At 64.9% G+C, this 13,789-nt stretch carries 8 protein-coding genes; 7 read left to right on the plus strand and 1 reads right to left on the minus strand.

The annotated features are described in order from the left end of the window. On the minus strand, nt 1-983 hold a 983-nt coding region (locus Q7V20_RS13145), incomplete at its 3' end, for an aconitase family protein (protein WP_304791735.1). Nucleotides 984-1,112: 129 nt separating this feature from the next. Between Q7V20_RS13145 and Q7V20_RS13150 the strand changes: the two genes are divergently transcribed. The 7 genes from Q7V20_RS13150 (at nt 1,113) to Q7V20_RS13180 (ending at nt 13,762) form a co-directional block, all read left to right on the plus strand. Continuing rightward, nucleotides 1,113-1,811, plus strand: a complete 699-nt coding sequence (locus Q7V20_RS13150) for an RluA family pseudouridine synthase (RefSeq protein ID WP_304791738.1) — start codon at nt 1,113-1,115, stop codon at nt 1,809-1,811. Nucleotides 1,812-1,832: 21 nt separating this feature from the next. Then, complete coding sequence (locus Q7V20_RS13155) at nt 1,833-2,252, plus strand: UPF0158 family protein (protein WP_304791741.1); 420 nt, start codon at nt 1,833-1,835, stop codon at nt 2,250-2,252. Continuing rightward, the gene (gene sbcB / locus Q7V20_RS13160) at nt 2,249-3,673 is read left to right on the plus strand and encodes an exodeoxyribonuclease I (RefSeq protein WP_304791842.1); all 1,425 of its coding nucleotides are present in this window, start codon (nt 2,249-2,251) and stop codon (nt 3,671-3,673) included. The genes Q7V20_RS13155 and sbcB overlap by 4 nt, the downstream gene beginning before the upstream one ends. After that, the gene (locus Q7V20_RS13165) at nt 3,670-4,170 is read left to right on the plus strand and encodes a M48 family metallopeptidase (protein WP_304791744.1); all 501 of its coding nucleotides are present in this window, start codon (nt 3,670-3,672) and stop codon (nt 4,168-4,170) included. Before sbcB ends, Q7V20_RS13165 begins: the two co-directional genes overlap by 4 nt. A gap of 92 nt (nt 4,171-4,262) precedes the next feature. Further along, nucleotides 4,263-4,505 carry a hypothetical protein gene (locus Q7V20_RS13170; RefSeq protein ID WP_304791747.1) on the plus strand — a complete coding sequence of 81 codons (243 nt, stop codon included), beginning with the start codon at nt 4,263-4,265 and terminating at the stop codon, nt 4,503-4,505. 6 nt (nt 4,506-4,511) lie between these two features. Continuing rightward, on the plus strand, nt 4,512-13,097 hold the full coding sequence (locus Q7V20_RS13175; protein ID WP_304791750.1) for a GH36-type glycosyl hydrolase domain-containing protein: 8,586 nt from the start codon (nt 4,512-4,514) through the stop codon (nt 13,095-13,097). A 107-nt stretch (nt 13,098-13,204) separates the two neighbouring features. After that, nucleotides 13,205-13,762 (plus strand): bacterioferritin, encoded by a 558-nt coding sequence (locus tag Q7V20_RS13180; RefSeq protein WP_304791753.1) that lies wholly within the window; start codon nt 13,205-13,207, stop codon nt 13,760-13,762. Nucleotides 13,763-13,789 lie beyond the last annotated feature (27 nt).

Here is a 13,789-nt window from a genome sequence, read left to right on the forward strand (position 1 = left end):
AGGAACTCCAGGGTGAGCGCGTCGACGGGGAAGAAGCCCATGGTGGCGCCGTACTCGGGGGCCATGTTGGCGATGGTGGCGCGGTCGGGCAGGGCCAGGGTGGTGGTGCCCGCGCCGAAGAACTCGACGAACTTGCCCACCACCTTGGCCTTGCGCAGGATCTCGGTCACGGTCAACACCAGGTCGGTGGCCGTCACGCCTTCACGCAGTTGGCCGGTCAATTCGAAGCCGACGACATCAGGGGTCAGGAAATAAACCGGTTGGCCCAGCATACCGGCCTCGGCCTCGATGCCGCCCACGCCCCAGCCCACCACGCCGATGCCGTTGATCATGGTGGTGTGGCTGTCGGTGCCCACCAGGGTGTCAGGGTAGGCCACGCCATCCTTGGTTTTGTGCACGCCGCGCGCCAGGTATTCCAGGTTGACCTGGTGGACGATGCCAAAGCCCGGGGGCACGACGCCGAAGGTGTCAAAGGCCTGCATGCCCCATTTCATGAACTGGTAACGCTCCTGGTTGCGCTGGAATTCCAGCTTCATGTTCAGATCCAGCGAGTTCTTGGCGCCGTAGTGGTCGATCATCACGGAGTGGTCAACCACCAGGTCCACTGGCACCAGCGGCTCGATGGACTTTGGGGATTTGCCCAGGCTGGCGGCCACATTGCGCATCGCGGCCAGGTCGGCCAGCAAGGGCACGCCAGTAAAGTCTTGCAGCACCACGCGAGAGACCACAAAGGGGATTTCATCGGTTCGCAGTGCCACGGCTTGCCATTGGGCCAGCTCGGCGACGTGTTCCGGGGTGACCTTTTTGCCATCGCAGTTGCGCAGCACGGATTCCAGCACGATGCGGATCGAGACGGGCAGGCGCGCCACGTTCGGGTACTGCTTGGTCAATTCGGGCAGCGAGTAGAACTGCAGCGATTTGCCTGAGGCGGTCTTGAATGTCTTGAGCGTTTTGGCAAACGCATGCTTGGGAACTTTGGCCATGTGGACTCTCCGTGCAAAACAGACGCGATGCGAAAATACCATTGTGGCAGGGCCTGCCAAGTTCTGCGCTAGGCTTGGCGCCATGGGGTTTTGTGATGTCTGGTTTTGAGGTGACGGGGTGGTGTGTTCATGATGACTGAGCCGTCGATGGCAGGCCTGGTCGAGCACCAACTGGCCGAGTACGCGCCGCCGCCGCACACCGGGCTGGACATCGCCTACGCGGACGACACTTTCCTCATCGTCAACAAACCCAGCGGTTTGCTGAGTGTGCCGGGCCGGGGTGAGAGGTTTCATGACAGCCTGGCTTCGCGCGTGCTGCTGGCGTTTCCGCAAGCCTTGATCGTGCATCGGCTGGACATGCAGACCTCCGGCCTGCTGGTGATGGCACTGGGCGCGCAGGCCCACCGCGAATTGAGTGATTTGTTCCAGAAGCGGCTGGTGCACAAACGCTATGTGGCGATGGTGGCTGGCCAGATGGAAGCCGACAGTGGCGAGGTCGCCTTGCCCCTGATCACCGACTGGCCCAACCGCCCTCGCCAGAAGGTGGACTGGACCGAAGGCAAGCCGGCTTTGACACATTGGCGAGTGGTGGCGTGTGGTGCTTTGCCAGGCACCACACGGGTGGAGCTGACGCCGGTGACGGGCCGCTCCCACCAGTTGCGCGTGCACATGATGTCGATCGGGCACGCCATCGTGGGTGACCCTTTGTACGCCAGTGACGCCGTGCGCGCGCAGGCCGATCGCCTGTTGCTGCACGCGGCGGAGTTGAAGTTGCAGCATCCGCGAACGGGCGAATGGGTGCACATCACCAGCCCCGTCCCGTTCTGACATCCGCTTTGAATGACCACCATGAAGACTTTGACGATCGATCTGGACGACCTCATCATCGCCCTGGCCACCCGCTATGAGCTGGACGACCCAAGCCATTACCTGGACCTGGACACTGGCGAGGTGATTTATGCTGGCGAGGGGCTGGAAGCCTTGCCGCCCGACCTGGCCACCAACCCGCGCTACCGCTGGATCGAGCCGGTGCAGGCAGAGCCGGCCTTGCAGGTCATCGAGGCCTTCATCGCGGGGGTGGGCGATCCGCAGGCGCGTGAGACCTTGACCGCGGCATTCCAGGATGACGAGCCCTTCGAGGCCTTCAAGGAGGCCATGCAGACCTTGCCAGATCTGAGAGACGAGTGGTTCTCGTTCCACCACCAGGCTTATTCAACGATGGCGCAAGACTGGTGCCAGCAACAAGGCATTGACCCCCAATGGCAGTGAGCGATTTCACCTTCTTCTGGCACGACTACGAAACCTTTGGCCGTGTGCCCCGCCGCGACCGGCCTGCGCAGTTCGCGGGCATCCGCACCGACGCCCAGCTCAATGAAGTGGGCCAGCCGGTGATGCACTACTGCCAGCCCGCGCCCGACTACCTGCCCGACCCCGAGTCCTGCCTGCTCACAGGCATCCTGCCGCAAACCTGCCTGGAGCGCGGCCTGCCCGAACACGCCTTTGCCCAGGCCATCGAACGCGAACTGGCCTGGCCCGGCACCATCGGCGTGGGCTACAACACCATCCGTTTTGACGACGAGGTGACCCGCCACCTGTTCTGGCGCAACCTGATAGACCCATACGCCCGCGAGTGGCAGAACAACTGCGGACGCTGGGATTTGCTGGACGTGGTGCGCTGCACCTGGGCCTTGCGCCCGGAAGGCATCGAATGGCCCAAGCACGACGATGGCCGCCCCTCGTTCAAGCTGGAACACCTGACGGCCGCCAACGGCCTGTCGCACGAAGCGGCGCACGATGCGCTGTCCGACGTGCGCGCCACCATCGGCCTGGCGCGCCTGATCCAGCAAAAGCAGCCCAAGCTGTTCGAGTTCTGCCTGAAGCTGCGCAAGAAGGACGCCGTGCTGGCCGAAATCGGCGTGGGCAAACCTTTCTTGCATGTGTCGGGCCAGTACGGGGTGGAGCGCGGCTGCCTGGCCATCGTGTGGCCCTTGGCACCGCACCCCACCAACAAGAACGAGCTGATCGTGTGGGACCTGTCGGTGGACCCCCGTGAGCTGTTCTCGCTCAACGCCGAAGTCATCCGCCAGCGCACTTTCAGCAAGACCGATGAGCTGCCCGAGGGCATGACGCGCCTGCCGCTGCGTTCCATCCACATCAACAAATCGCCCATCGTGATCGGCAACCTCAAGACGCTCACGCCCGCCGTGGCGGCCCGTTGGGGCCTGGACCTTGATCAAGCCTTGCGCCACGCCGAGTTGGCGGCGCGTCAGGGCGCCTCGATGGCGGGGATCTGGCCCGATGTTTTTGCGCGCCCGCCGCGTGATCAGGCCGCTGATGTCGATGAAGACCTGTACGGCGGCTTCCTGAGCAAGGATGACCGCCACGCGCTGGACCGCCTGCGGGCCTTGAGCCCCGAGTTGTTGGCCGAACGCCGCACCGGCTTCGAAGACCCGCGCCTTGACGAATTGCTGTTCCGCTACCGCGCCCGCAATTTCCCACAAACCCTGAGCGCCTCCGACCAGGAGCGGTGGCAGCAACTGCGTGTGGAACGCCTGCACGAGGGCGTGGGCGGTGGCCTGTCGCTGCAGGCCTTCTTTGACCGCATCGATGCACTGAGCGAAACCGCCGACGAGCGGGGCGAAAGCATCCTGGGCGCTTTGTACGACTACGCTGAGCAGATCGCGCCATGAGCGGTTTGAAGTACCTGGTGGGCTATCCCGAGCATGTGCTGGTGCAGGTGCAGAAGGTCATTGACCAGGGCAAACTGGGCGAGGTGCTGCTGCGCAAGTACGGCGACAAGCATGATGTGCGCACCGACAAGGCCTTGTACGACTACGTGCTGGACCTGAAAGCCCGCCACATGCGCAATGCAGACGCCATCCACAAGGTGGTGTTTGACGGCAAGCTCAAGGTGATCCAGCATGCGCTGGGCACGCACACGGCGATCTCGCGCGTGCAGGGCGGCAAGCTCAAGGCCAAGCGCGAAATCCGCGTGGCCAGCCTGTTCAAAGAGGCCCCGCCAGAGTTCCTCAAGATGATCGTGGTGCATGAATTGGCGCACTTGAAGGAAAAGGCGCATGACAAAGCCTTCTACCAACTGTGCACCCACATGGAGCCCGAATACCACCAGTACGAGTTCGATCTGCGGCTTTACCTGACGAACCTGGCGTTAAGCGGCGCGGCGTAGGACACGTCCTACCGGGCCCGACGCGTTGGGCCGACAGACGCGGGGTGATGCGGGGCGCAACATGGGCTTCAAAATCACCAGGAGAGCCCCGCATGAACTCGCACCACGCTTTCTCCCCGAGCTGGAGCACGGCTTCCATCCCCGACGCGCCTGACACCTCGCCCATGGACCTGTCGTCTTTGAGTGGGCATTTTGACGCGTGTCAGGACTCCCGAGGGCGGTGGTTCAGCTTGCATTGCCTGGCCGAATCGGCGCATGGGTTCGTGGCACCGCGTTTTGTGACCTCCCTGGTCACCGTGATGGTCGTCGTTGGCATAGCCTCCTTGGCGCTGTAGGCCGTCATGGCCCGATCTCCTCTGCTTCTGCTGCTGCCAGAAGCATCGGCAGAGGTGTGCAACATCCTCTCGCCTTCGCGTGGGCCCATGGCGCCCGCCAACCGCTCCGAAATATTTGGCGTCAGCCGCTTTGCAGACCATGGCCGCAGCTTGGCCGCCACCCACCGGGCGCGCAACGCGGCCTTGCGCTCCACCGCTTTCTTTCCGCGCTTGCGGGACAACATCCGCGTTCTGCGCGAAGCGCACCACTACATCAGCGCCCAGGCCATCACCGGCCATGACGTGAGCCCGGCGGCCGAATGGCTGCTGGACAACTTCCACCTGATCGAGGCGCAGCTCAAGGAAATACGCGACGGCTTGCCGCGCCGCTATTTCCGTGATCTGCCCGTGCTGATCGATGAGCCTTTGGCAGGCTTGCCGCGCGTCTACGGCGTGGCCTGGGCTTTCGTGGCCCACAACGACAGCGCTTTCGACGAAGACCTGCTGACCCACTTTTTGCGCGCTTATCAGGAGGTCCGTGACCTGACCCTGGGCGAGCTGTGGGCCCTGCCCACCACCCTGCGCGTGGTGTTGATCGAAAACTTGCGTCGCCTGGCCGAGAACGTGGCCACCAGCAAGGCGGCCCGCGAAGTGGCCAATTTGTGCTGCGACCGCATCGAAACCTACAGCCCTCATCAACTCGATGCGCTGCTGGCCTTGATGAATGCCCGCGGTGCTGGGCGCGCTTTCCTGACGCAAATGGCGCAGCGTCTGCAGGACTCGCAGATCGCGGGCGTGGGCCACGAGCGTTACCACGAGTGGCTGAACAAGACCCTGCCGGACCTGGCCGCAGTGCAGATGCAGCAACCTGTAGAGCGCACGGCCAACAACCTGAGCGTGAGCAATGCCATCAGCGCCTTGCGGGCGATTGGCGACGCGGACTGGACCGACATCGTCGGGCAAACCAGTTCACTGATGCAATTGATGATGTCGGCCCCCACGTTCGAGGCCGAGCGCGATGACACGCGCAGCCAGACCTTGCATGACATCGAAGATCTGGCCCGCCGCAGCGGGCAGAGCGAGTTGTCCGTGGCCCATGCGCTGCTGGCGCTGATGAACCGTGCACAGGCCTCCCCCATGCCGCCTGAGATCGCCGACGATGTGACCGTGGCCAGCCATTGGCTGCAAGGCCCAGGTCGCCCCCAGTTGATGAGCGCCCTGGGGCTGCAGGAACACGCCGCCATGGCCTGGCGTTTTGCCTGGCGGGCGGGGGCGGTGCCCGCTTACCTGGCGGCCCTGGCCCTGGGCACGGCGGCTTTGGTGACCTGGGTGGTGAACCACCCAGGCCCGCAGGCGTTGGATTGGCCGGGGGCAGGATGGCTCATGGGCCTGGCCGTGTTGTTGATGATCTTCCCGGCCTCCGAGGCCGTGGTGGCCATGGTGAACCGCTTGATCAGCGAGTCGGTGCGGCCCGTCAGGTTTCCGCGCCTGGCCCTGAGCGATGGCATTCCGCCAGAACACCGTGTGATGGTGGTGATCCCGGCCATGCTGACCGATGCCGCATCGGTCAAGGCCTTGACCCACCAACTGTGCCTGCATTACATGGCCAACCCTGAACGCCATGCGCAATTCGCGCTGCTGACCGATTGGGCCGATGCCGAGGTGGCCAGCCTGCCGACGGATCAGGCTTTGGTGCAAGCGGTGGCGCATCGCTTGGGTGAACTGAACGAACGCTTTCCGGTGGAGGGCGACGAGGCCCCGCGCTTCATCGTCTTGCACCGCGAACGACGCTTCAGCGAGACCGAGCAAACCTGGATGGGGTGGGAGCGCAAACGCGGCAAGCTGGAGCAATTGATCGAGGCCCTGGCCACAGGCCAATCCGGCGCATTCCTGAACCTGGACGCTGCGTCCCGCATCGCACCGCAGACCAACTATGTCGTCACCCTGGACAGCGATACGCAATTACCCCCTGGCCGTTTGCGCGACCTGGTGGGCGTGGCCGCGCACCCGCACAACAGGCCTCGCCTGGATGCGCGAGGCACCCGGGTCATCAGCGGCCATGGCATTTTGCAGCCCCGCATCGTGACGCCCCTGCCGGCTCCCCGCGACATGACCCGTTTTCATTGGCTGTTCGCGGGGCAGCTGGGCATTGATCCTTACAGCGCGGCCAGCTCCGAGGTCTACCAGGACGTGTTCGATGAAGGCTCCTTCACCGGCAAAGGCTTGCTGAATGTTCAAGCGGTTCACGCGGTGCTTTCGGGGCGCCTGCCTGAGGGCCGTGTACTGAGCCACGACCTGCTGGAAGGCTCCCTGGTGCGTTGCGCCGGGGTCACCGACATCACGCTGATTGAAGATGCGCCCTTCCACGCCGATGTCGCGGCCTCTCGCTTGCACCGCTGGATTCGCGGCGATTGGCAATTGCTGAGCTTCCTGGTTCGTGGCGGCTGGTTCGACATCGGCGGCATCAACCGCTGGAAGATGATCGACAACCTGCGCCGCTCGCTGGTCGCCCCGATGTCCTTTGCCTTGCTGATCCTGGCCCTGGGCAGTGGCGTGATCTCGCCATGGGCGGTGATCGCCCTGGTGCTGGTCGCTTTTGTAGGAGGCCCTTTGTTGGGGGCTGTGGCGGGCTTGGCCCCCAGCCGCGATGACATCGCCATGGCCCACTTCTATCGGCAGGCTTTGGCAGACGTGGTTCGGTCCGTGGGGGCGGGGCTGTGGCACCTGGCCCAGTTGTTGAACGGGGCCTTGATGGCCGCTGACGCGATCGTGCGCACGCTGTACCGCATGCTGGTCAGCCATCGGCACTTGCTGGAGTGGACCACGGCCGCGGCTGCGCAGGCATCCACCAGCCATGCCTTGGCGGCCATCATCTGGCGACATCGCAACGTGACCGCCGTGGCCCTGATCATGGGCACCTTGCTGTTCTTCACGTCGCCCTATCCCTGGTTGGCCCTGGGGCTGTGTCTGCTGTGGGCCGCATCGCCCTTGTGGACCTGGTGGGTGAGTCGGGTCAGTGTGGCCCCTGTGCAGGATGCGGTGGCCTCGGCCGATCGGTTCTACCTGTCAGGTCTGGCCCGCGACACCTGGCGCTTGTTCGAACGCTGTGTCGGGCCGCAGGACCACCATCTGCCGCCCGACAACCTGCAGACCTTGCCTTACGACATGGTGGCGCACCGCACATCGCCGACCAACATCGGGTTGTACCTGCTCAGCACCGCTTGTGCGCGCCAGTTTGGCTGGATCGGCACCCAGGACCTGCTGGACAGGCTGGAGGCCACCTTGGCCTCCATGCTCGCCATGCAGCGCCACCGTGGCCACTTCCTGAACTGGTACGACACTGAGACTTTGCGCCCCCTGCTGCCCAGCTATGTCTCCACCGTGGACAGTGGCAACCTGAGCGGGCATTTGCTGGCCACGGCGCAAGCCTGCCTGGAGTTGAGTGCAGCGCCGCTGGATGATCGCGCTGCCAGGCTGGCCTTGCAGGCGTCGGCCCAGCGTTTGCAGCCCATGCTGCCATTGCTGGCCGAGTTGCCGGGTCACCTGGCCTTGATGCAACTGGTGGCCCTGGTCGATCCCTTGGGCAGCGCTCGTCAGATGCCCCAAGGGGGCCAGCGGTTGTTGAACGGGGCCGCCCTGGAACTGGAGGCCCTGCAGCTTTTCTCGGAGGCCCGGCCAGAGATTCAGAGCCTGCTGTGGTGCCTGGCCGATCACCTGAGCACCTTGCGGTCGGCCTGGCGTGACCAAGCGGCGCAGGCCCAGGCCCATGAGGCCGTTGCCCGCCTGGAAAGCCTGGCCAGGCAGTTCAAGCGCATCGCCTGGGAGCCTGACTACAGCTTTCTGTACCACCGCAAGCGGCACCTCTTCCACATTGGCTACCGCATCGCCGAGCAGCAGCTGGATGCCAGCTTCTACGACTTGCTGGCCTCCGAATCACGCCTGACCAGCCTGCTGGCCATTGCCAAGGGCGATGTGCCGGTGAACCATTGGGCGGCCTTGGGGCGGCCCACCTACGCGGCGGGCACGCATGCCGGGCTGCGGTCATGGTCTGGCTCGATGTTCGAGTACCTGATGCCCTCGCTGGTGCTGGATGAGCCGCACGGCAGCCTGTTGCACAGTGCAGGGCATGCCGCGGTGCTGGAACAGATGAGCTATGCCCATAAGCAGCGCACACCCTGGGGCATGTCCGAATCGGCGTATGCGGCCAGCGACCACACGCTGGCCTACCAGTACTCGCCCCAAGGCGTGCCTCGGTTGGCATTGAGGCGAACACCGCTGGATGAGCTGGTGATTGCACCCTACGCCACCGTGCTGGCGGCCGAGCTGCTGCCTCGCCAGGCGGTGAGCAACCTGCGGCGCATCGAATCGCTCTTGGGGCGTGGACGCTATGGGCTGATTGAAGCCCTGGATTTTTCGCCATCGCGCCAGACGGGCGTGGATCGGGTCTCGCGCGTGAGCACCTTCATGGCCCACCACCAGGGCATGAGCATCGTGTCGCTGGCCAATGTGCTGCTGGACGGCGCGCCTCGCCGCTGGGGCATGGCCAATGCGCACATCGAGGCGGTGGCCTCCTTGCTGCACGAGCGCGTGCCGCGTGAGATTTCAACCTTGCACACGCCACCGGCCAGCACCGTGACAGATGGCCAGCAACGCGATGCGCTGGGTATGCTGCGCGATGTCACACCCGGCGTGGCGGCTTTGGAGCCCACGCACCTCTTGTCCAATGGCCGCTACAGCGTGGCCTTGCGCCCCAATGGCGCGGGCTGGAGCCGCTGGGGCAACGCGGGCATCACACGTTGGCGTGATGATGTCTTGCGCGATGCCTGTGGCAGCTTCATGTACCTGCGCTGGGACCAGGCTTTGACACCGGTGTCGCTCACGCAGCACCCCGCGCCTGACCCCAATGCCCACTACCACAGCACTTACCACGCCGAGCGCGTCAGCTTCGATGCCATCTGGCCGGAGCTGGAAACGCGCGTCACCGTGTGGGTCAGCCCGGAAGACGACATCGAGTTCCGCCAGGTCGAAATCCGCAATGTGAGCGACCGCGGCATCGACCTGGAGTTCATGTCCGCCTTCGATGTGACCCTGGCCGACCCACGTGCAGACGAAGCGCACCCGGCCTTCTCCAACCTGTTCGTGAGGGCGGAGTGGGTGGCCGCGCAGCAGGCCTTGATGTTCGAGCGCCGACCCCGCCTGGTCACGGAGAAGGGCCTGTCGGCCGCGCATTTCCTGGCCGATGGCGATGCCGGGTTGATCACCGAGGTGCGCATCCAGACCGACCGCCTGCGCTGGCTGGGCCGCAACCACGATGTGAGCAGCCCGCAAGGTTTGTTTGACGCGCCGCCTGAGCTTGATCCGTCGCGGCCACCTGGCGAAGCTGCCGTGCTGAACACCGGCCTGGACCCGGTCGCCTGCCTGTCGGTGCGCCTGCACATCCCCGCGCAATCCAAGGCCTGCCTGACCATGTGCACGGCGGCGTCTGACAATGTGGCGACTTTGCGGTCCGTCATGGACAAGTACCGCCAACGCGCCCACATCGAGCGGGCCTCGTTGATGTCGGCCACCCTGGCGGGCATCAAGCTGCGCGACCTGCGGCTCAACGCCGAGACCTTCGCGGCCATCCAGACCTTGACCACGGCGCTCGCCATGGTGGTGACCCGGCCGATCAACGTCAGTGAGGAAGGCCCCGCCAATGCGTGTGACCGCAAGTTGCTGTGGCGCTTCGGCATCTCGGGCGACCGGCCCATCGTGCTGGTGTCGGCCGGTGTGCCACAGGGATTGGGCCTGGTTCGCTCCCTGGCCCAGGCCCTGCGCCTGTGGACCTGGGGCGCGGTGGTTTGCGATCTGGTGATCGTCAATGCCGAGCCCACGTCCTACCTGATGGCGCTTCAACGTGACATCGGCACCCTGCGCGAACGCTATGTGTCGGACATCGCTGGCAACCCCGGGCCCTCGGCGGCATCGGGCTTTTACGTGCTGCGCAGCAACGAGCTGTCGGTGGAAGACCTGCGGACCCTCCATGTCCTGGCCCGCCTGCACCTGAACGCCGATGGACGCCCGCTGGCCCACCACATCACCGAGTGGTGCGAGCGGCATGAGCAGGCCCTGGAAGAGCGCAGCCACTCACCCCAGGTGACCGTGCTGGCCAGCACCCCGTCTGGCGTGGCGCCCAGCCCGCCCAACGGCACTTTCGACGAGGCCAGTGGCGAGTTCCGCTTCGAAGTCACGCCACGGCAGCGGCCCACCCGGCCCTGGATCAATGTGTTGTCCAACCCCGCCTTTGGTGCTCAGATCTCTGAAGCGGGTGGCTGCTACACCTGGGCCGTGAACAGTCGCTTGAACCAGGTCACCCCCTGGTCCAATGATCCGGTGGGTGACCCGTCCGGTGAGTGGCTGTTGCTGCAAGACGAGCGAACCCGCGAAGTCTGGAATGTGACGCCAGCAGGCTTGGGTGGCGCCCCGGCGAACTACCGCGTCAGGCATGAGCAAGGCATCACCACGATCAGCCACCGTCAGGGCGATCTGGATGTGCAGGTCAGCTGGTGTGTTGACCCGAAGCAATCCATCAAACAACTCAGGCTCAAGCTGCTCAACCAGGGCAGCAAGACCTTGAATCTGCGCGCCATCAAGTTGGTGGAGTGGATCATGGGCGCCAACCGTACCGATCGCCACTCGGTGCGCACCAGCACGCTCACGCAAACCTTGCCCGATCCGCGCGGCATTGGTGGCGCGCGGCGCATCACCGCGCTCATGGCCACGCAGCGCGAGCATTCAGCAGGTTTTGGTGGCGGTACCGCCTTCCTGGCCATGGTCAGTGAGCTGGACGATGCGGGCTTGTCCGATGACTGGACCTGCGATCGCCGTGAATGCTTCGACGCGCGCGGCCGCCTGGTCGTGCCCGACTATTTTGGGCAGAAGCGCGGCGTGGGCCTCGACCCCTGCGCCGCCTTGTCCGTGCGGTTGTCGGTGGAACCCGGGACGGAGCTGGAACAGGTTTTCCTGCTCGGCCATGCCAACAGCCTGGACGAGGCCCGGCACTTGGCCGTCACCAGTGCGTTTGTGTCGCCCAGCTTGCGCCTGCAGCAGGTGCGCGAAGACTGGAACGAGCGCCTGGGCGCGACCACCGTCAAAACCCCGGACCCGCTGTTCGACGCCATGGTCAACCGCTGGCTGCTTTACCAGACGGTGACCTGTCGCCTGTGGTCCAAGGCTGGCTTCTACCAGGCCGGTGGCGCCTTTGGATTCAGAGACCAGTTGCAGGACTCGCTGGCCCTGGCGGGCTCGGCGCCCGACATGCTGCGCCAGCAGATTCTGTTGGGGGCCTCAAGGCAGTTCCCGGAAGGTGATGTGCAGCATTGGTGGCATGCGCCCACGGGTGCTGGCGTGCGCACGCATTTCTCGGACGACCTGCTGTGGCTGGCTTATGCCAGCGTGCATTACCTGAACACGACCGGCGATGCCAGCCTGCTCAGCGAAGAAGTCCCCTTCCTGGAAGGTGCCCCTATCCCCGAAGGGGCCGAGGACGCCTACTACACCCCCAGCACCAGCCCGCAGACCGCCAGCCTGTATGAGCACTGCGCCCGCGCCATTGACCGCAGCCTGAAGGTTGGTGTGCACGGCTTGCCACTGATGGGCGTGGGCGACTGGAACGATGGCATGAACCGGGTCGGATCCGAAGGCCGGGGTGAATCGGTGTGGCTGGCCTGGTTCTTGTGCCGCATCGTGGCCGACTTTGCGCCCATTGCCAAAGGGCAGGGCGAGACTGCCCGCGCCCGTCGCTGGGAAGAGGCCTTGTCTGGCTGGAAGAGCGCCTTGCAAGAGCATGGCTGGGACGGCCAGTGGTACCGCCGCGCTTTCTTCGACGATGGCCAGGCCCTGGGTGCCAGCGCCAACGCCGAGTGCCGCATCGACCTGATCGCCCAGGCCTGGGCGGTCTTGTCGCGGGCCTCGACGCCCGCCAATGAGCGCATGGCCATGTCGGCCGTGGAAACCCACCTGGTGGATGCGCAAGCGGGGCTGATCAAGCTGCTCGACCCGCCCTTGGCGAATGCCGAACCCAGCGCAGGTTACATCCAGGCCTACCCGCCCGGTGTGCGCGAGAACGGCGGCCAGTACTCACACGCGGGTGTCTGGGCGCTCATGGCACAGGCCCAGCGTGGCGATGGCGATGCGGCCTACCGCTACTTCACCTACCTGAGCCCGGCCCACCGCACCGCGCACCCCACGCGCGGCCCGGCCTATGGCATCGAACCCTATGTGATGGCCGGGGACGTCTACACGCAGCCGCCCTATGTGGGGCGCGGTGGGTGGAGCTGGTACACCGGTGCCGCCGCCTGGCTGCACCGCGCGGCCATCGAATCCATCTTCGGTTTGCAGCAACGCGATGGCAGCTTGACCTTCAAACCCTGCTTGCCATCACACTGGCAGCACGCCGACATGACGGTGCGCCGAGGCGGCCACACACTTCACTTCAAGCTGTGCCGGCCTGCCGCCACGGTGGAGATGGCCAAGGCGTCCGGCCAAGGCGCCAAGGTGCTGCAGCCGGGTGAAGCTGTGCGTTGGGATGGCCTGGGGCCGGAGACCTGGTTCCTGATCCCCTTGCCCGATTGACATGCGGTGATGTCCTACAAACGCACGCGCCAAACGCCGATGCAGGTGGATGGTGGCCGATCGTAAATTGAAGTCATGCCATCACCCCCGCAGACGAGGACATCCCCATGAGCACCGACGCCCCCACGACCTCCAAGGCCCCTGGCAACCGCCTGGTGCTCGATGAATCCGCGATCAACGCGGCCAAGTCCGGCCTGAACAAAGGGGCGGTCACACCGCATGACGACCCCTGGCGCGAGGACATCATCAAGCTGCTGAACGCTGCGCTGGCCACCGAGTTGGTTTGCGTGCTGCGCTACAAGCGCCATCACTTCACCGCCGAGGGCCGCTCTTCGCCCAAGATCGCTGAGGAGTTCATGGTGCACGCGAATGAGGAGGCAGGCCATGCCGACCGTTTGGCCACCCGCATTTCGCAGCTGGGCGGCGAACCCGATTTCTCACCCGACAGCCTGACCAAGCGCAGCCACGCCGAGTACGACGAATCGCTGGACCTGACCGCCATGATCCGCGCCAACCTGGTGGCAGAACGTGTGGCCATCGAGACGTACAGCCAGATGATCGACCTGATTGGCGACAAGGATTCCACTACCCGGCGCCTGCTGGAAGACATCCTCAGCGACGAGCAGGAGCATGCTGACGAATTGAAGGACTGGCTGGAAGAATGAGCCTGGCCAGCGGGCCACCCATTGCGA

The sequence above is a fragment of the Aquabacterium sp. genome, from assembly GCF_030652515.1.
Lineage (GTDB): Bacteria > Pseudomonadota > Gammaproteobacteria > Burkholderiales > Burkholderiaceae_C > Aquabacterium.

Excerpts from the sequence above, each read along its gene's own strand:
- Q7V20_RS13150 (WP_304791738.1), top strand. The coding sequence starts at position 1,113 with ATGATGACTGAGCCGTCGATGGCAGGCCTGGTCGAGCACCAACTGGCC.
- Q7V20_RS13155 (WP_304791741.1), top strand. The coding sequence starts at position 1,833 with ATGAAGACTTTGACGATCGATCTGGACGACCTCATCATCGCCCTGGCC.
- Q7V20_RS13165 (WP_304791744.1), top strand. The coding sequence starts at position 3,670 with ATGAGCGGTTTGAAGTACCTGGTGGGCTATCCCGAGCATGTGCTGGTG.
- Q7V20_RS13170 (WP_304791747.1), top strand. The coding sequence starts at position 4,263 with ATGAACTCGCACCACGCTTTCTCCCCGAGCTGGAGCACGGCTTCCATC.
- Q7V20_RS13175 (WP_304791750.1), top strand. The coding sequence starts at position 4,512 with ATGGCCCGATCTCCTCTGCTTCTGCTGCTGCCAGAAGCATCGGCAGAG.
- Q7V20_RS13180 (WP_304791753.1), top strand. The coding sequence starts at position 13,205 with ATGAGCACCGACGCCCCCACGACCTCCAAGGCCCCTGGCAACCGCCTG.